This is a genomic window from Blautia sp. AF34-10, from assembly GCF_003477865.1.
Taxonomy (GTDB): Bacteria; Bacillota; Clostridia; order Lachnospirales; family Lachnospiraceae; genus Fusicatenibacter; species Fusicatenibacter saccharivorans.
On the sequence record NZ_QUED01000002.1, the window covers coordinates 103889 to 120710 of the forward strand.

The 16822-nt window shown below is 52.2% G+C and carries 14 protein-coding genes and 2 pseudogenes; 14 read left to right on the top strand and 2 right to left on the bottom strand.

Going from position 1 to position 16822, the window contains the following annotated elements; genetic code table 11:
* Nucleotides 1-16: 16 nt before the first annotated feature.
* The 12 genes and pseudogenes from yedF to DWZ60_RS01845 all read left to right on the top strand — a co-directional run bounded on the left by yedF (nucleotide 17) and on the right by DWZ60_RS01845 (nucleotide 9895).
* Nucleotides 17-629: pseudogene (gene yedF / locus DWZ60_RS20570) on the top strand (sulfurtransferase-like selenium metabolism protein YedF).
* Nucleotides 626-1774, top strand: a complete 1149-nt coding sequence (locus tag DWZ60_RS01795; RefSeq protein WP_119221171.1) for an aminotransferase class V-fold PLP-dependent enzyme — start codon at nucleotides 626-628, stop codon at nucleotides 1772-1774. Before yedF ends, DWZ60_RS01795 begins: the two are co-directional and overlap by 4 nt.
* Nucleotides 1775-1831: 57 nt before the next feature.
* Entirely contained in the window at nucleotides 1832-2068 is a 237-nt protein-coding gene (locus tag DWZ60_RS01800; RefSeq protein WP_022462466.1) for a DUF3343 domain-containing protein, read from the top strand.
* A gap of 15 nt (nucleotides 2069-2083) precedes the next feature.
* The gene (locus DWZ60_RS01805; protein WP_055227948.1) at nucleotides 2084-2455 is read left to right on the top strand and encodes a winged helix-turn-helix domain-containing protein; all 372 of its coding nucleotides are present in this window, start codon (nucleotides 2084-2086) and stop codon (nucleotides 2453-2455) included.
* A gap of 151 nt (nucleotides 2456-2606) precedes the next feature.
* Complete coding sequence (gene yqeB, locus DWZ60_RS01810; RefSeq protein WP_117802061.1) at nucleotides 2607-3452, top strand: selenium-dependent molybdenum cofactor biosynthesis protein YqeB; 846 nt, start codon at nucleotides 2607-2609, stop codon at nucleotides 3450-3452.
* Nucleotides 3453-3481: 29 nt separating this feature from the next.
* Complete coding sequence (locus DWZ60_RS01815) at nucleotides 3482-4507, top strand: molybdopterin-binding protein (RefSeq protein WP_055227949.1); 1026 nt, start codon at nucleotides 3482-3484, stop codon at nucleotides 4505-4507.
* Between the two features lie 3 nt (nucleotides 4508-4510).
* Nucleotides 4511-5482, top strand: coding sequence for a GTP 3',8-cyclase MoaA (gene moaA / locus DWZ60_RS01820; protein WP_119221172.1), 972 nt, complete (start codon nucleotides 4511-4513; stop codon nucleotides 5480-5482).
* A 37-nt stretch (nucleotides 5483-5519) separates the two neighbouring features.
* Nucleotides 5520-5957 carry an MOSC domain-containing protein gene (locus DWZ60_RS01825; RefSeq protein WP_022462461.1) on the top strand — a complete coding sequence of 146 codons (438 nt, stop codon included), beginning with the start codon at nucleotides 5520-5522 and terminating at the stop codon, nucleotides 5955-5957.
* A gap of 29 nt (nucleotides 5958-5986) precedes the next feature.
* Nucleotides 5987-7009 (top strand): XdhC family protein, encoded by a 1023-nt coding sequence (locus DWZ60_RS01830; RefSeq protein ID WP_055266414.1) that lies wholly within the window; start codon nucleotides 5987-5989, stop codon nucleotides 7007-7009.
* Nucleotides 7010-7035: 26 nt separating this feature from the next.
* On the top strand, nucleotides 7036-7983 hold the full coding sequence (gene modA / locus DWZ60_RS01835; protein WP_119221173.1) for a molybdate ABC transporter substrate-binding protein: 948 nt from the start codon (nucleotides 7036-7038) through the stop codon (nucleotides 7981-7983).
* A gap of 153 nt (nucleotides 7984-8136) precedes the next feature.
* Complete coding sequence (modB, locus tag DWZ60_RS01840) at nucleotides 8137-8841, top strand: molybdate ABC transporter permease subunit (RefSeq protein WP_022462458.1); 705 nt, start codon at nucleotides 8137-8139, stop codon at nucleotides 8839-8841.
* Nucleotides 8842-8851: 10 nt separating this feature from the next.
* Nucleotides 8852-9895, top strand: coding sequence for a sulfate/molybdate ABC transporter ATP-binding protein (locus tag DWZ60_RS01845; protein ID WP_119221174.1), 1044 nt, complete (start codon nucleotides 8852-8854; stop codon nucleotides 9893-9895).
* A gap of 91 nt (nucleotides 9896-9986) precedes the next feature.
* On the opposite strand, the gene DWZ60_RS01850 is transcribed toward DWZ60_RS01845, so the two are convergent.
* Both DWZ60_RS01850 and DWZ60_RS01855 read right to left on the bottom strand, forming a co-directional pair.
* Nucleotides 9987-11360 carry a sodium-dependent transporter gene (locus tag DWZ60_RS01850; RefSeq protein WP_117760655.1) on the bottom strand — a complete coding sequence of 458 codons (1374 nt, stop codon included), beginning with the start codon at nucleotides 11358-11360 and terminating at the stop codon, nucleotides 9987-9989.
* 124 nt (nucleotides 11361-11484) lie between these two features.
* Nucleotides 11485-12560, bottom strand: a pseudogene (locus DWZ60_RS01855) (NAD(P)H-dependent flavin oxidoreductase).
* Nucleotides 12561-13114: 554 nt separating this feature from the next.
* Here DWZ60_RS01855 and DWZ60_RS01860 point away from each other — a divergent pair.
* Together DWZ60_RS01860 and DWZ60_RS01865 are read left to right on the top strand one after the other, a co-directional pair.
* Nucleotides 13115-13693, top strand: coding sequence for a nitroreductase family protein (locus DWZ60_RS01860; RefSeq protein ID WP_119221175.1), 579 nt, complete (start codon nucleotides 13115-13117; stop codon nucleotides 13691-13693).
* Between the two features lie 412 nt (nucleotides 13694-14105).
* On the top strand, nucleotides 14106-16703 hold the full coding sequence (locus tag DWZ60_RS01865) for an alpha-L-rhamnosidase (protein WP_119221198.1): 2598 nt from the start codon (nucleotides 14106-14108) through the stop codon (nucleotides 16701-16703).
* The last annotated feature ends 119 nt before the right edge of the window (nucleotides 16704-16822 follow it).

A 16822-nucleotide genomic window follows, 5' to 3' on the forward strand; every position in this document is an offset into this window, starting at 1 on the left:
ATGAAAAATGGCAGAGATGGAGAAAAAGACAGTAAACGCAATGGGTGATGTGTGCCCGGTACCGCTGGTAAAGGCAAAAAATGCGATTGCAGAACTTGCGGGAAGCGGAAAAGTGGAGGTTCTGGTGGATAATGAAATCGCCGTGCAGAACCTGGAAAAATGGCGCAGCAGAAAGGATATGGCTTTCTGGTAAAAGAGAAGAAAGAAAAAGAGTATCATGTGGAGTTCACCGTATCAGAAACAGAGCCGGCTGAAACAGAAGAGAAAACCGTATGCCTCGTACCGGCGGCAAAGAAAACAAAACTCGTCGTTCTTTCTGCAGACCATATGGCGAAGGAGCCGAGGAGCTGGGTAAAATTCTGATGAAGAGCTTCCTTTATGCACTGACCCAGCAGGATGAGCTGCCGGATACGATTCTGTTCTACAACGGCGGTGCAAAGTTGACCTGCGAGGGTTCCGAGTCCCTGGAGGATCTGAAAGATCTGGCAGCGCGCGGCGTTGAAATTCTGACCTGTGGAACATGCCTGAACTTCTACGGCATCACCGAAAAGCTGCAGGTCGGCAGTGTGACCAACATGTATGACATCGTGGAGCGCATGAGCAGCGCAGACCGCGTGATTAAGCCATGATTTACCTCGATTCGGCGGCAACGTCGCTGTGGCATCCAAAAGAAGCAGAGGAGCGTATGATCCAGGCACTGCACGGCTGTGGAAATGCAGACCGCGGTGCACACGATGCGACACTGGATGCGGGCCGCATCGTCTTTGAGACGAGAATGCGGCTGGCAGAGTTGTTTCACGCGGAGAGTCCGGAGCGGATTGCATTTACGTGCAACGATACGGAGGCACTGAACACGGCAATTTTCGGACTCTTCGGGCCGGGGGATCATGTGATCACGACAGTCTGCGAGCATAATTCCGTTCTGCGCCCGCTGTATGCACTGGAAAAACAGGGACTGGAGCTTTCCGTGATTCCGGCGGATGTATCTGGAAGGATCGATTATGATCAGATGGAAGCGGCAGTGCGGAAAAACACGAAAGCGTTTGTCGTCACGCATGCCTCCAACCTGACCGGAAATATCACGGATCTTGCGCGGGTGTGCGAAATTGCGGAACGCCATTCCCTGCGTCTGATCGTCGATGCGGCGCAGACAGCGGGGATTCTGCCGATTGATGTACAGAAAAGCGGGATCGACGTGCTCTGTTTTTCCGGCCACAAGGGACTATTAGGGCCGCAGGGAACCGGCGGAATCTACGTTCGTCCCGAACTTTCGATCCGGCCGCTCAAAATGGGCGGAAGTGGAATCCGAAGCTATGAAAAAGAACAGCCTGCGGCGATGCCGGAGCATCTGGAAGCGGGAACTTTAAATGTCCACGGAATTGCGGGACTTCTGGGAGCGCTGGAATATCTGGAGAAGACGGGGATTGAAATGATTTACAAAAGAGAGAGGGAGCTGATGCATCTCTTTCTGGAGGAAATTCAGGGAATCCCGGGACTTACTTTATATGGAACAGACGATCTGCAGCAGCGGGTACCAACGGCGGCATTAAACATCGGCTCCTATGATTCGGGATATGTCAGCGACTGGCTGTATGAGAACTATGGTATTGCAGTCCGAAGCGGGGCACACTGCGCGCCGCTGATGCACGAAGCACTCGGGACACGGGAGCAGGGAGCCGTGAGGTTCAGCTTTTCCCATGTACTGACGGAAGAAGAAGTCCGGATTGCCGCGCAGGCTCTGCGGGAGTTTGCCGAAGAAGAAATGCAGCAGTGAGAGAGGCGGCAGCCGGCATCTGGGATACAAAAGAAGCTGGAAAAAGGAAGAAACGATATGAGACAGCGAAAAGAAACCTGGATTCTGACGTTTGCGGGGACAACGCAGGCGATGCAGATGGAGCAGTATGCGAGAGCGCACGGCCTGCCGGGAAGGATGATCCCCGTTCCGCGGGAAATTACGGCGGGCTGCGGCCTTTCCTGGAAAGCAGCGCCGGAAGAGGGAAAAGAAATCCTTGCGGCACTTCAGACGGCGGGACTTGCCTATGAGGCGGAGTACCGTGTGCTGTTGTAGAGGTGTGAGGTGGAAATGGAAGAAAAAGAAGAAACATTACGACAGAAGCTGCGGTACGACATGCGGCTGCGCGTCAGCCGGACGGATCATGCCTTCGGTCCCGGTGTGGCGGAGCTGATGGAGCATGTGGAAGCAACCGGCTCCCTTTTGAAGGGCTGCAAATGCATGCAGATGGCGTACTCGAAGGGATGGAAAATCTTAAAGCGCGCCGAGGAGGATCTCGGCATCCCGCTGGTACAGGGCAACCGGGGCGGCAGCAACGGCGGCCAGACGGTACTGACCCCGGAGGGAAAAGAATTCCTGAAGCGGTACCGGAAGTTTGAACAAGAAGTCCGCGCAGGCGCCGATGCGTCGTTTCAGAAGTGGTTTGGAACAGAAGAAAAATAACATTTTTTACGGGGACACGTTGACAAAACGGGTCCTTTCCTGTATTTTTATTAATGGAAAAAGCGTTATTCTCGCACGAGAATAACGAGGCAGACCGCGGAAGACGGAAGAAAACGGCGGCTGCTGAAACGAAAGAAGGAAGACAGCGAAGATGAAAAAGAAAGATCTGATCGTGGTACGGGGAGCAGGAGATCTTGCAACCGGTACGATCCATCGTCTGAAAAAAGCGGGCTTTCGTCTGCTGGTTCTGGAAGCAGAGCACCCGGCGGCGATCCGGCGGCAGGTGGCTTTGAGCGAAGCGGTATATGCCGGCAGCGCCAGGGTAGAGGACGTGGAAGCCGTGCGCATGGACGTGGATCTCGCAGAGAAAAAGAACCGAAAAGAACTTCTGGAACAGGAAATGGAGCGGATCTGGAAGAAAGATGGTGTTCCGGTGCTCGTGGATCCGGCGGGACTAAGCATTGCAGCACTTCGCCCGGCCGTCGTGGTCGATGCGATTCTGGCGAAGAAAAATCTCGGGACGACAAAAGAGATGGCGCCGCTTGTGATTGCCCTCGGACCGGGCTTTACGGCAGGAGAAGATGTGGATGTTGTAATTGAGACGAAGCGCGGTCATAATCTTGGACGCGTGATCCGAAGCGGAAGCGCGGTTCCGAACACTGGCATTCCGGGCATCATCGGCGGGTACGGAAAAGAGCGTGTGATGCATGCACAGGCGGAAGGTATTCTGCGGAATGTGGCTTCGATCGGAGACATTGTGGAAGCCAGGGCTGTGATTGCAGAGATTGAGACAGAAAACGGGACGGTACCTGTGGAAGCATCTCTCTCCGGTCTGCTGCGCGGGCTGATCCGCGACGGCTATCCGGTGACGAAGGGATTTAAGATTGCGGACATCGATCCGCGGAAAGAAGAACTGCAGAACTGCTTCACGATTTCCGATAAGGCGCGGTGCATCGCCGGAAGCGTGCTGGAAGTGATCTGCGGGGAACTGGAATAGATTCAAATAGAAAAAGTGAGGCGTTTCAGATGAAACTGATGAAAACAGAAGACGCGGTAGGCCAGGTGCTCTGCCACGATATTACACAGATTATCAAAGGTGTGACAAAAGATGCGGTATTCCGCAAAGGCCACATCATTACAGAAGAAGATATCCCGGTGCTGTTAAGTGTCGGAAAGGACAACATTTACATCTGGGAAAAGGACGATACAATGCTGCATGAAAATGAGGCGGCACAGATTCTTTACGATATGTGTAAAAACGATCACATGCATCCGTCCGATGTCAAAGAAGGAAAAATTGAACTGATCGCGGACTGCGACGGCCTTTTGAAAGTGGACCGCGAGAAGCTGAAAAAAGTAAACAGCCTCGGCGAGATGATGATTGCGACGCGCCACGGTGATACATACGTGAAAAAAGGCGACAAACTGGCGGGAACGAGAATTATTCCGCTCGTCATCAAAAAAGAGAAGATGGAGACGGCACAGGCAGTCTGTTCCTACGGGCCGATCCTGACCTTAAAGCCGTTCCACAAGAAAAAATTTGCGGTTCTGACAACGGGAAATGAAGTGTATTACCATCGGATCGAGGACACCTTCACACCGGTTATCCAGGAAAAGCTGGCAGAATTCGGCGCGGAGATGATCTTTCATGAGGTTTACGATGATGATGCATCGAAGATCACAGACGGATGCCGCCGCGCGATGGAAGCGGGTGCCGATCTTGTCTTCTGCACCGGAGGAATGAGTGTGGATCCGGACGACAAGACGCCGCTGGCGATCAAAAATACCGGAGCACGCATCGTTTCCTACGGCGCGCCGGTGCTGCCGGGAGCCATGTTCCTTCTGGCGTATGCCGAAAACGGAACACCGATCGTCGGCCTGCCGGGATGCGTCATGTATTCGAAACGGACGATTTTCGATCTTGTCCTGCCGCGCCTCATTGCAGATGATGAGGTGACAGCGGAGGAGCTGGCCGGTCTTGGCGAGGGCGGTCTCTGCCTGAACTGCAAGGTCTGCACCTTCCCGAACTGCGGTTTTGGAAAAGGCAGATAAACGATGAAGGATCAGTATGACAGAACGATAGATTACCTGCGGATTTCCATCACGGACGCGTGCAATTTGAGATGCCGGTACTGTATGCCGGAGAGTGCGGCGGGCTGTGCACTGGAGCAGGCGGAACAGAATCCACCGCTTACCGTCGAAGAGATGCTGAAGATTGTGCACGCCGCGGCTGGGCTTGGCATCACGCATTACCGGATTACCGGAGGGGAACCGCTGGTAAGAAAAGAGTGCGTGGAGCTGGTGCAGAAAATAAAAGCAGTGCCGGGCACCGCATCCGTTGGGATCACGACGAATGGCGTGCGCCTGGCATCGTGTGCGAGGGATCTGAAGGCGGCCGGCTGTGACAGTGTGAATGTGAGCCTGGATACCGTGGATGCGGCAGAGTTTGCGGCGCTTACCGGACGCGATGCTCTGGAGCAGGTAAAGCAGGGCATCTGCGCGGCCAAAGAGGCGGGTCTTTTAGTGAAGCTGAATGCGGTGCATCGAAAAGAACTGCATGCGCAGGAACTGATTGAATTTGCAGAGCAGGAAAAAGTCCCGGTGCGGTTCATCGAGGTGATGCCGGTGGGCGCCGGAAAATCGTACGTGGGTCCGTCGAATGAGGCGCTGAAAACAGAGCTGGAACAGTGGTACGGAGCGTGCACGCCGGACCGGGAAAAAGAAGGAAATGGTCCTGCGGCTTATGTGCGGTACGAAAAGCTGTCGATGCCCGTCGGCTTTATCAGCGCGATCCACGGAAAGTTCTGCGGAAGCTGCAACCGCATACGGCTGACAAGCCGCGGCTTTTTAAAGCTCTGTCTCTGCTATGAGAACGGCGTGGATCTGCGGGAGGTTCTGCAGAACGGAACGGCGGCGGATCTGCGGGATGTGATGGCACAGGCAATCTTAAAAAAGCCGATGGAACACTGCTTTGAGCGGCCGAAGGATATGACAGAGCACCACCTGATGTCCGGTATCGGCGGATGAAATGACGGCGGTTCGAAAAGAAGAGGAAACAAAAGAAATGGGAAAAATCATAGGAATCTGTATCAGTGAAAAACGGGGAACGGCAAAGCACGAGGTGGAAACGGCGAAGCTGGTGGAAGACTGGGGCATCGAGGGCGATGCACACGCCGGGCACTGGCACCGCCAGGTGAGCCTTTTGTCGTATGAAAAAATAGAAGCCTTCCGTGCAAAAGGGGCGGATATTCCGCTCGGCGCCTTCGGGGAAAACCTGATCGTGGAAGGATATGATTTCCGGAATCTGCCGGTCGGCACGCGGTTTTCCTGCGGGGATGCGCTGCTTGAGATGACGCAGATCGGAAAGGAGTGCCACAGCCACTGCGAGATTTTCAAACGCATGGGTGAATGCATCATGCCGCGGGAGGGCGTTTTCGCGGTGGTGCTGCGCGGCGGCACGATTCAAAAGGGTGACACCATCGAACTGGTGACGGAAAAGTAGACCAGAGATCAGACACAAGGAGAGGAAACATGGACGAACTTTACCGGAAACTGCTTGCACAGCTGGAAGAGGGACAGGACACGGTTCTTGCCTTTATCACCGAAGGGGACGGCTCCATTCCGCGCACGACGGGCGCCTATATGCTGGTCGGCCGGGAAGGACGGATTTTCGGAACTATCGGCGGCGGAAACCTGGAATATCAGGCGGTTCTGCATGCGCAGGAGCTGGTGCAGGAGAAGAAAAGTGAATACAGAGAATACGATCTCGGAACCGGAGAGGGGAAGGGGCTTGGCATGGTCTGCGGCGGCAGAGTGAAGGTGTGCTTCTATTTTATGAATGGAGCGCACGGCGAAGCAGAAAGTCTGGCGCAGGCACTTGCGGCGCAGGAGCAGTACCGCAGTTACTGGATTTTTTTTGCGCTGGACGGAACCGGTATCCGCGTGCTGGAAAAAGAAGCGTGGGAAATGCTTCCGGCGGCACAGGAAAAAGCGGGCCACTGCCGGATTCTGGAACTGGACGGGAAAACGTATTACGCCGAGGAATTCTGCTACGACGGAAAGGTTTATCTGTTCGGCGGCGGCCATCTGGCCCAGGAACTCGTTCCGGTGCTGCATCATCTGGATTTCTGCTGTATCGTACTCGATGACCGGGAGGAATATGTGGACAAAGCATTGTTCCCGGACGCCGGGCAGACCATGCTGGTGGATTTTACGAAACTGGACGAGATTCTTTCGATCCGGAAAAATGATTATCTCGTGATTGTGACACGCGGCCACCGGTGCGATGCGGATGCCGAGGCGTTTGCGCTTCGCACCGGCGCGTCGTACATCGGTGTGGTGGGAAGCCGCAGAAAGACAAAGTATGTGCGCGAAAAACTGGAAGCGCAGGGTTTTACCGGAGAACAGCTCGACAGTGTCTATGCCCCGATCGGAATCGAGATCGGAAGCGAGACGCCGGCGGAGATTGCAATCAGCATTGCCGCACAGCTCATTCAGATCCGGTCAGCAAAAACCGGAAAACGAAAAGGTGCACATCCGGCGCTTCATACGTAAATATACAAAATGAGGAGTCAATTATCATGAAAACGAAAACCGTATCCATTCTTCTGATGGCAGCTATGGCACTTTCTCTTGCCGCATGCGGATTTTCCAATTCCACAGATTCTTCCAGTAAGAGCAGCTCCAAGGTAGAGAGCACATCTGCATCCAGCGCTTCTTCGGAAGCAGAGAGCGCATCCAGCACCGAGAGCACAGCAGACGGCGAAGTATTTGACGATACCACTGTCACCGTATTTGCCGCAAAGAGCCTGAACTCCGTAATGGAGACGCTGATCAGCGAGTACAATAGGACCCAGCCGAACGTCAAACTGGTTGGAAGCTATGACAGTTCAGGAACCCTGATGACACAGATCGAAGAGGGCGCATCCTGTGACGTATTCTTCTCTGCTGCAGCAAAACAGATGGATCAGCTGGAAGGCGAAGAGCTTCTGGTAGAAGGAACCCGTCACAACATTGTCAACAATCAGGTCTGCGTTGTGACCTATGAGGGAAGCAATACACAGGTTACCGGATTGGAAGATCTGAACAAAGCATCCAGCATCGCACTGGCAGACGGCTCCGTTCCGGTTGGAAAATATACAAGAGAGGCTCTGGTAAAGGCTGGCATCCTGGAAAAAGCAGACGATGTATCAGCAATCACAACCAAGCAGGTTTCTGAGGCACTTGGCGGTGTGGAGATCAATGAATGTGCAAATGTCGGTGCCGTTACATCAGCAGTGGCAGAAGGTTCCAACGAGGTTGGTACGGTCTACTATTCTGATACATACGGTCTGGAGGACCGTCTGAAGGTTCTGCAGGTGGTTCCGTATGATCTGACCGGAAATGTCATTTACCCTGCCGCACAGGTTGTCAACAAAGAGGCAGATGAGACCGAGCAGGCAGCAGCGAAAGACTTTGTAGAGTTTCTGACTTCTGATGAGGCAGCCGCCATCTTCCGGAATTATTACTTTGATACAGAGGTAGAATAAAAAGAAGATCCCACAAAAAACAGCAGGGATTTGGAATCACCGTCCGAAAAAGAAAGATTTCGTTTCTACGGACGGTGGTTTTGCATCAGAGAAAATCCGGGCAGGATGCGTGATGCAGGTATGCAGGGCTGCCGTGGATAGAAAGGAAATGTTATGCAGGAAATACTGGATTTTTTACAGTCACTGGACTGGAGCCCGCTTGTCATTTCGATCAAGACCGGTATTGTGGCGACGATTCTGTCCTTTTTCTTTGGTATTTTTGCCGCGCGTGCGGTGATGAAGCTGCGTCCCGGCGCGCGTGCCGTAATTGACGGCTTTCTGACGCTTCCGATGATTCTGCCGCCGACCGTTGCAGGCTTTTTCCTGCTTCTGATTTTCAGCCTCCGCCGTCCGTTTGGTGCTGCACTGTATGAGAATTTCAGTATCAAGGCAGTACAGACATGGCTTGGCTGTATTCTGGCGGCAACGATTATCGCGTTTCCGCTGATGTACCGCAATACGAGAGCGGCATTTGAGCAGGTGGATACGAACCTGATCTATGCGGCGCGGACGCTTGGTATGTCGGAGTGGAAGATTTTCTGGAAAGTGGTCATCCCATCGGCAGGTCCCGGCGTGCTCTCCGGTACGGTACTGGCATTTGCAAGGGCGCTCGGTGAGTACGGTGCGACGTCGATGCTGGCCGGAAATATTCCGGGAAAGACGGGTACCGTTTCCCAGAAAATCGCAATGGTGATTCAGGACGGGGATTATAAAACGGCGGGTTTTTGGTCTGTTGTCGTACTGCTCGTCGGATTCCTTACGATGACAGCGATGAACCTTCTGGGCAACCGGAGAAAGAAAAATCAGAAACAGTGGTAGAGGATAAAGAATGGCGCTTGAAGTAGATATTACGAAAAAGCTGGACGGATTTTTTATGCATATGCAGTTCCGGGCGGAGCGGGAGATTTTTGCGATTCTCGGCGCGTCGGGCTGTGGAAAAAGCATGACCTTAAAGTGCATCGCCGGAATCGAAAAGCCGGATGAAGGGCGGATTGTCCTTGACGGCAAGGTGCTGTTTGATTCGGAGAAAAAAATCAATCTGCCGCCGCAGAAGCGGAAAGTCGGTTATATGTTCCAGGATTACGCCCTGTTTCCGCATATGAATGTTGTGCAGAATATTGAGGCAGGCATGGGAAAACGGCCGGACCGGAGCCGGACGGAATCGTTGATCCGCCAGTTTCAGCTGGAAGGGCTGGAGAAAAAGATCCCGGGACAGCTTTCCGGCGGACAGAAACAGCGCGTCGCGATGGCACGGATGCTCGCAGCAGAGCCGGAACTGATTCTGCTCGACGAGCCGTTTTCAGCGCTCGATACCTACCTGAAATGGCAGTTGGAGCAGGAGATGTACAAACATCTGAAGGAGGCCGGAAAACCGGTCATCTTCGTATCACACAACCGCGATGAGGTGTACCGCCTCTGCGATACGGTCAGCTGTATGAACCGGGGAAAGATGGAAGTCATGGAACCGCTGAAGGAATTTTTCCAGAATCCGAAGACGCGCACAGCGGCAATTTTGTCGGGCTGCAAGAACATTTCGGCGGCCGAGCGGGTGGATGCGCACACGCTGCGGGCCGTGGACTGGGGCGTAACGCTGCACGTAAAGGAGCGGGAAATTGCAGACGATATCCGCGCAGTCGGCATCCGGGCACATTTTCTGGCCACAGTAGAAAGGCCGGGTGAGGAAAATGTATTTCCGGTCAACGAATCCGAAATCTGGGAAGATCCGTTTGAATGGAACATTTCGTTCCGGAAGAATGCCGAATGCAGCTGGCTGCAGTGGAATATCGCAAAAACAGACTGGAGCTCGGAAATGGGGATTCCAAAGGAGCTGTATCTGAAGGAGGAAGATATTCTGCTGCTGACGGATTCCTGATGCTGGTGTGACAGATTTGGATAAAAAAAGATTGTTTTCGAAATCGTGATCGTGTTTCGAAAACAATCTTTTTTCATCGTTTACAGATTCATTACATGGTGATCCAGCCGAATGCATTTGCCACGGAACTGAACAGAATGATCAGTGCAAACACCGGGCAGAGATACTGGATCATGACAAGAAAGATTTTCTTTCTGCGGAAGCGGCTCTCACCGTGGATGATTTCTTCCTCGATTTTTGCCACACCGATGACTCTCGAAACGAGAAGACAGGTGGCAATGGCAGCAATTGGCATCATCACGGAGTTCGTCAGGAAGTCGAAGAAATCCAGGAACTGCATGCCAAGAATGGTGACGGAGGAAAGCGGTCCGTAGCCAAGGCAGGAGAGCGTTCCGAGCGCAATCATGATAACGCCGATCAGAACGGTCGATTTTTTACGGCCCCAGCCGAGCTCATCCTCAAATGTGGAAACGGCGCTTTCTGTCAGTGCGATGGAGCTGGTCAGTGCGGCAAACAGCACCAGAAGGAAAAACAGAATACCGATCACAGTGCCAAAGCCCATATTGGCGAATACCTTCGGGATGGTGATAAACATCAGGGAAGGTCCTGCCTGCAGGGTATCCGGATTTCCGCCGGAGAAGGCAAAGACGGCAGGAATGATCATCAGGCCTGCCATGATCGCAATGGCAGTGTCAAAGATTTCGACGTTGCGTGTGGAATCCTCGATCGAGGTGTCTTTTTTCATGTAGGAGCCAAAGGTGATCAGAATACCCATCGCAATCGAGAGGGAGTAGAACATCTGTCCCATGGCGGCAACAACGGACATCCATGAAAAGTTTTTGAGGTTCGGAACAAGGAAATACTTCACGCCTGCCAGTGCGCCCGGTCTTGTTACGGAATAAACGGCAATGATAACGGAAAGGACGATCAGAATCGGCATCATCACCTTGGAAACGCGTTCAATGCCGTTTCGCACACCGGCGTAGATGATGGCGACCGTAATAAGGCAGAAAACGGCAAAACAGAGCTCTGTGGAAACTCCGTTTGAGATGAAGCCGGAAAAATAGCCGTCCTCTGCGAGCAGGGTACTGTTGCCCTTCACGTATTCGATCAGATATTTGATGACCCATCCTCCGATGACAGAGTAGTATGGAACGATCAGAATCGGGATAATGGCGTTGATCCAGCCCCCGGCGGAAAGCCATTTCGATTTGCCGAACGACTGGAAAGCGCCGACCGGGCTTTTTCGTGTCATGCGTCCGATGGCGGACTCGGCAACGATCATGGAGTAGCCGAAGGTGAGCGCCAGCAGGATATAAATGAGGAGGAAAATTCCTCCGCCGTATTTTGCTGCGAGGTAGGGAAAACGCCAGATATTTCCAAGTCCGACGGAAGCGCCTGCTGCAGCCAGCACGTAACCGATTTTGCCGGAAAACGAGCTGCGGGATTTGTTGTGTTTGTTCATAGAGTTCCTTCCTTTTGTGTGTTACAAAAATTTTGGGTTTATGGTCAGTTCTTGAAGATTTTTTATGCTGACACCATAAAGAAGATTGTAACATTATTGGGAAGGAAAGTCACTACTAAATTTTTTATTTTTTGCTGTCCGGCAGGGATTCCCCGGCCAGTTCCGCCATCAGCTCCGGCACGGTGGTCATGTGATCGAGACGCCATGCATTTTCTCCGCAGAAAAGGAGAGCGTTGTCGGTATCGCCATCGGCAGCGCGGGTCAGGGCAGTGGTAATACAGTAGGGAATGGAGGCTTTGTCGCATTTTTTGAGGCACTGGTAGCAGTGTGAGATTTTTTCCCGTTCCTGTTCGCGTTCCGTCAGAAACGGATTGCGGATTGCGCGGCCCGGCATGCCGACCGGACTGTGCATGATCGTGATATCTTCTTTTTTTGCATTCAGGTATGCCTGTTTGTAGCGGGGATCGGCATCGCATTCTTCCGTGACAACGAAACGGGTAGCCATCTGGACGCCTGCGCAGCCAAGCGACAGATAGTGAAGGATATCCTCATGGGTGTAGACGCCTCCGGCAAAGACGACGGGGATGGTACAGGCATATTTTTCTTCGTAGCCATGTACAATCTGCAGAATTTCCCGGATTTCGTCATCGTAGCCGCGCCGTGCTGTTTCTTCCACGGTTTCGGCGGAGTAGCCGAGATGGCCTCCGGCTGCAGGACCTTCGATGACAACGAGATCAGGAACGCGGTGATAGTGATTGTCCCAAAGCTTCAGAAGAACCTTGGCAGTCCGGGGAGGGGAAACGATAGGGGCGAGCTTGATGGAGCTTCCCTTTGTGTATTTTGGCAGATCGGTCGGGAGACCGGCCCCGGAGATGATGAGATCGGCTCCGTTTTCGATGCAGCAGCGGACGTATTCCTCGTAGTGGGTCAGGGCGCACATGATATTGACGCCGATGATGCCGCCGTTTGAAATTTCTTTGGCGCGGCGGATGTGGAAGGCGAGGGCGCGGAGATTGGCGCTTAAGGGATCACGCGCGAATTCCGGATCGCGCCAGCCGGGCTGGCAGCGGAGATGACGCCGATTCCGCCGGCTTTGGCAACGGCACCGGCGAGGGATGAGAGGCTGATGCCGACGCCCATTCCGCCTTGGATGATGGGGTATTTGGCAACTAAATTTCCTATTTTTAATTCTGGCAGCATATAAATTCTCCTTTTTTGATAAACGGACGATCCAGTGGCTGCCGCCGCGCCGTGGATGTTCCTCCAGATGGGCGCGGTTTCGGAGGCCGGGAAACTCTAAGGCTCTGAAATTTACGCGAGCAACGAGCCAAAGTCCGTGCTCGCACGAGACCTTGGCGACTGCCGCGATAACTAGAGAAACTCGCAAAGCGTGTTTCTCTAGTTTTGCTAAAAGCGCTTTCGAAAACGGCAAACTCGCTGCGCTCAGACAGTGCCGTTTTTGAAAGCAACACAAAATCCCATAGCCTAAGAGTTTGCGGGCCTCCTGCAAATGCGCTCACCTGGAGGAACATCCACGGCGCGGCGGCAGCCATTGGATCTGGTTATTGGTGACGAATAAATAGAATAAATATGTGATGTAAAATACTTTAGCATGTGGTTTTTAAAACTAGATATATAATACTTTGAATATCAAAGTATGTCAAGAGGGAAAATGAAAAAGGTGATTGCGGGGGGTGGGGAGGTGTGGTAGAGTGGGTGGTAGAAAGTAAATTTGAGACAGGAGGATATGGGACATGTTAAGGGATCTGGTGTTGAAGAACAGGAGTTATCGTGGTTTTGATGAGTCGGTGCGGATTTCGCGGGAGACGTTGGAAGGGTTTGTGGATTGCGCGCGGCTTTGTCCTTCGAGTGTGAATAAGCAGCCGTTGAAGTATTTTCTGGCGTGGGAGCCGGAAGAAGTGGAGAAGGTGCAGGGACTGACAAAGTGGGCGCGGGCGCTGCCGGAGATGGTTTTGCCGCATCCGGGAAAACGGTCGACGGGTTTTGTTGTGATCTGCCAGGATAAGAGGATTGATGAGAATCTGAACCGGTATCAGAAGGATGTCGGGATTGTGGCGCAGACGATGCTGCTTGCGGCTGTGGAGCAGGGGCTTGGCGGCTGTATGATCGGGAATTTTCAGGCGGGCGAGGTAATGGAAGTGCTTGGACTGCCTGAGGAGATCCGGCCGCTTTTGATTGTGGCGTTTGGAAAACCGGCGGAGGAGATTCATCTGGTGGATGTGCCGGAGGATGGGAATACGAATTATTACCGGGATGAGAACGATGTGCACTATGTGCCGAAGAGAACGCTGGCGGATGAATTGCTGAACTGAAGATAGAAACTGAAGATAGAGCCGGAAAATTCCGGAAAAATGTCGGATGAACCGTCCTAAAAAGTTAGATCTAAAAAATCTGATTTCTTGGGGCGGTTCAAAGAATCCGGCATTTTTTTACTTTACAGGAAACTTCGTTGAATTTTCCCGAAAAGTAAAAAGCCCTCCGGGCAGGATCGCACTGCGGCGGAGAGGAAAGGAAAGCACAGGCTCTTATTAGTTTCGGTGTAGCCCGAAAAAGGGAAAATGTCCCATACTTTCTGGCAATCCGGGGAGATGTCTGGTGGGCAGGAAATGGTGCAAATAAAGATGTTTTTTCCTGCAAAACAGAACCTTTTTTCTCGAAAGGGATCATGATAAAATGAGAAAAAATGGGGGAATTTTCAAAAATAAGATGGAGGAGGATATTGAAATGAAAATTTATCACGCACAGGTGAATCATCTGGAAAATCCAATGGGGTTCCGAATGGAGAGAACGGTCTTTTCCTGGAAAGTGAAAGACGCGGAAGGAAAAAAACAGAGCTATGCGAGAATCCGTGTAGCATCGGATGCAGCGATGGAGCATCTGCTGTTTGATTCCGGAGAGGATGATAAGGCGAGCAGTCTTTTCTATCCGGTGAAGCTGGATCTGGAGCCGAGAACGCGGTATTACTGGAACGTGGAAGCGGGCAGTGATGCCGGGGAGACGGCGGTGAGTGAAGTACAGTTTTTTGAGACCGGAAAACGGAATGAAGCATGGACAGGAAAATGGATTTCCTGTGACAGTAAGGAGAACCGTCATCCATATTTTGAAAAAGAAATTGTTCCGGCAAAAGAGGTAGCGAAGGCCAGGCTGTATGTCTGCGGACTTGGACTGTATGAGGTGTATGTGGATGAGAAGCGTGTCGGGGATGAGTACCTGACGCCGTACAGCAATGATTACAATGAATGGGTACAGTATCAGACGTATGATGTGACAGAGGAGGTTTCAAAACAGGGAATGCTCCGTGTGCTGCTTGGAAACGGCTGGTACAAGGCGCGGTTTGGATTCAGTGCGTTTGAGGACAAGGGATTTTACGGCAATGAGTGGAAGCTGATTGCGGAGCTGCATCTGACGTATGCGGACGGTTCGGAAGAGGTGATTGGCACGGATGAATCGTGGCAGGTGCGGCGCAGTAAAATTGCATTCTCGAATCTTTACGACGGTGAGCACCGGGACGACACGCTGTCGGAACTGCCATTGGAGAAGGCGGTTTTTTGTGAGGCACCAAAAGGAGAACTGACGGAACGCATGAGCCTTCCGGTGACGATTCATGAGACGTTTGAACCTAAAGAACTGCTTCATACTCCGGCCGGCGAGCTGGTCTTCGATATGGGGCAGGAGTTTACGGGAATTTTCAAGCTGCATGTCAACGTGCCGGCAGGAACCAAAGTTCATGTTCAGACAGGTGAGATTTTGCAGCGCGGCAATTTCTACAATGACAATCTGCGGAGTGCAAAATCCGAATACATCTATATTTCCGATGGAACCGAAATGGATCTTGTGCCGCATTTTACGTTCTACGGCTACCGTTACGTGAAGATCGAAGGCATTCCGGATCTGAAAAAAGAGGATTTCACGGGTCTTTCTTATTACAGCAACATCACAGCGACAGGCTGGATGAAAACAGGAAGTGATTTGGTCAATCAGCTCATCAGCAATGTGCGCTGGGGCTTAAAGTGCAATTTTGTAGATGTTCCAACCGACTGCCCGCAGCGTGACGAGCGTATGGGATGGACGGGAGATGCGCAGGTATTCTCGCCGACGGCGATGTATCTCGAAGATACGTATGCATTTTATGCAAAATACCTGTACGACATGGCAAAAGAGCAGAGCGTGCTCGGCGGAAAGGTGCCGCATGTGGTGCCATCGTGCGGCATCGAGGATGCAGCGTGTGTCTGGGGCGATGCGGCGTGTATCATTCCGTGGAATCTATATCTGTTTTATGGGGACAAGAGCATTCTGGAAGATCAGTTTGTGAGCATGAAATCGTGGGTGGACTACATCACGAAAGTGGATGGGGACAACCATGGCTGGAGATATGTATTCCACTTTGGCGACTGGCTGGCGCTTGACAATCCGGTGCAGGGCGCTGAGCAGGTCATGGGTGCAACGGACGAGGAGTTTATTGCAAACCTGTATTATGCGATCAGCGCAGGAATCGTGGGAAAAGCGGCCGGTGTGCTGGGATACCGCGAGGAGCAGGAGAAGTATCAGAAGCTGTCCGAGGAGCAGTTTGCTGTGGTACAGGAAGAATATTACAGCGCAACAGGCCGCTGCTGCATCAAAACACAGACGGCGCTGCTGCTGACGCTGAAATACCATCTGTCAAAGAACGAAGAGCTGACAAAACGGCAGCTTCTGAAGCTGTTTGAGCAGAGTAACCACAAACTGAAGACGGGATTTGTCGGAACACCATTGCTGAACAATGTGCTCACCGACAACGGCATGAATGATCTTGCCTACGAACTGCTGCTGAACGAGGAATTTCCGGGTTGGCTTTATGAGGTTAAGCTTGGTGCAACTACCGTCTGGGAACGCTGGAATTCCCTTCTTGCGGACGGTACGATTTCCGGCATCAGTATGAACAGTATGAACCATTATGCTTACGGCTCCATCCAGGAATGGATGTTCCGTCACGTTGCCGGCATCAACACGATGGAATCCCATCCGGGTGTCAGGACCGTACAGTTTGCACCGACGCTGAACTGGGATTTGAGGTATGCAGAGGCAAAATATGATTCTGCATCGGGAATGTACAGCATTCGCTGGGAGCTTTCCGACAAAGAGCACGTGACCATCACCATGGATGTTCCGTTCGACTGTACCGCAGAGGCCGTACTTCCAATGGTTGCCAAAAGTGAAAAAGAAGCGGTTGCAGAAGTGCTCGGATCAGAAGAAAACGGTAGATACCTGCTGGAGCCGGGACACTATGAGGTAAGCTATCAGCTTTCCGGTTGGAAAGAAAAAACGGCAGTATGTGTGGAATAAAACCGCAGTTTTTTTCAAAAAATAAGAAGCGAGGTGAACGCTGCAATTTTGCAATGGGACAAAATGAGAAAATTGTTCCAATTATTATGAAAAGAATATAAATAAAAACAAATAATTTG

Excerpts from the sequence above, each read along its gene's own strand:
- DWZ60_RS01795 (WP_119221171.1), top strand. The coding sequence starts at position 626 with ATGATTTACCTCGATTCGGCGGCAACGTCGCTGTGGCATCCAAAAGAA.
- DWZ60_RS01800 (WP_022462466.1), top strand. The coding sequence starts at position 1,832 with ATGAGACAGCGAAAAGAAACCTGGATTCTGACGTTTGCGGGGACAACG.
- DWZ60_RS01805 (WP_055227948.1), top strand. The coding sequence starts at position 2,084 with ATGGAAGAAAAAGAAGAAACATTACGACAGAAGCTGCGGTACGACATG.
- yqeB (WP_117802061.1), top strand. The coding sequence starts at position 2,607 with ATGAAAAAGAAAGATCTGATCGTGGTACGGGGAGCAGGAGATCTTGCA.
- DWZ60_RS01815 (WP_055227949.1), top strand. The coding sequence starts at position 3,482 with ATGAAACTGATGAAAACAGAAGACGCGGTAGGCCAGGTGCTCTGCCAC.
- moaA (WP_119221172.1), top strand. The coding sequence starts at position 4,511 with ATGAAGGATCAGTATGACAGAACGATAGATTACCTGCGGATTTCCATC.
- DWZ60_RS01825 (WP_022462461.1), top strand. The coding sequence starts at position 5,520 with ATGGGAAAAATCATAGGAATCTGTATCAGTGAAAAACGGGGAACGGCA.
- DWZ60_RS01830 (WP_055266414.1), top strand. The coding sequence starts at position 5,987 with ATGGACGAACTTTACCGGAAACTGCTTGCACAGCTGGAAGAGGGACAG.
- modA (WP_119221173.1), top strand. The coding sequence starts at position 7,036 with ATGAAAACGAAAACCGTATCCATTCTTCTGATGGCAGCTATGGCACTT.
- modB (WP_022462458.1), top strand. The coding sequence starts at position 8,137 with ATGCAGGAAATACTGGATTTTTTACAGTCACTGGACTGGAGCCCGCTT.
- DWZ60_RS01845 (WP_119221174.1), top strand. The coding sequence starts at position 8,852 with ATGGCGCTTGAAGTAGATATTACGAAAAAGCTGGACGGATTTTTTATG.
- DWZ60_RS01850 (WP_117760655.1), bottom strand. The coding sequence starts at position 11,360 with ATGAACAAACACAACAAATCCCGCAGCTCGTTTTCCGGCAAAATCGGT.
- DWZ60_RS01860 (WP_119221175.1), top strand. The coding sequence starts at position 13,115 with ATGTTAAGGGATCTGGTGTTGAAGAACAGGAGTTATCGTGGTTTTGAT.
- DWZ60_RS01865 (WP_119221198.1), top strand. The coding sequence starts at position 14,106 with ATGAAAATTTATCACGCACAGGTGAATCATCTGGAAAATCCAATGGGG.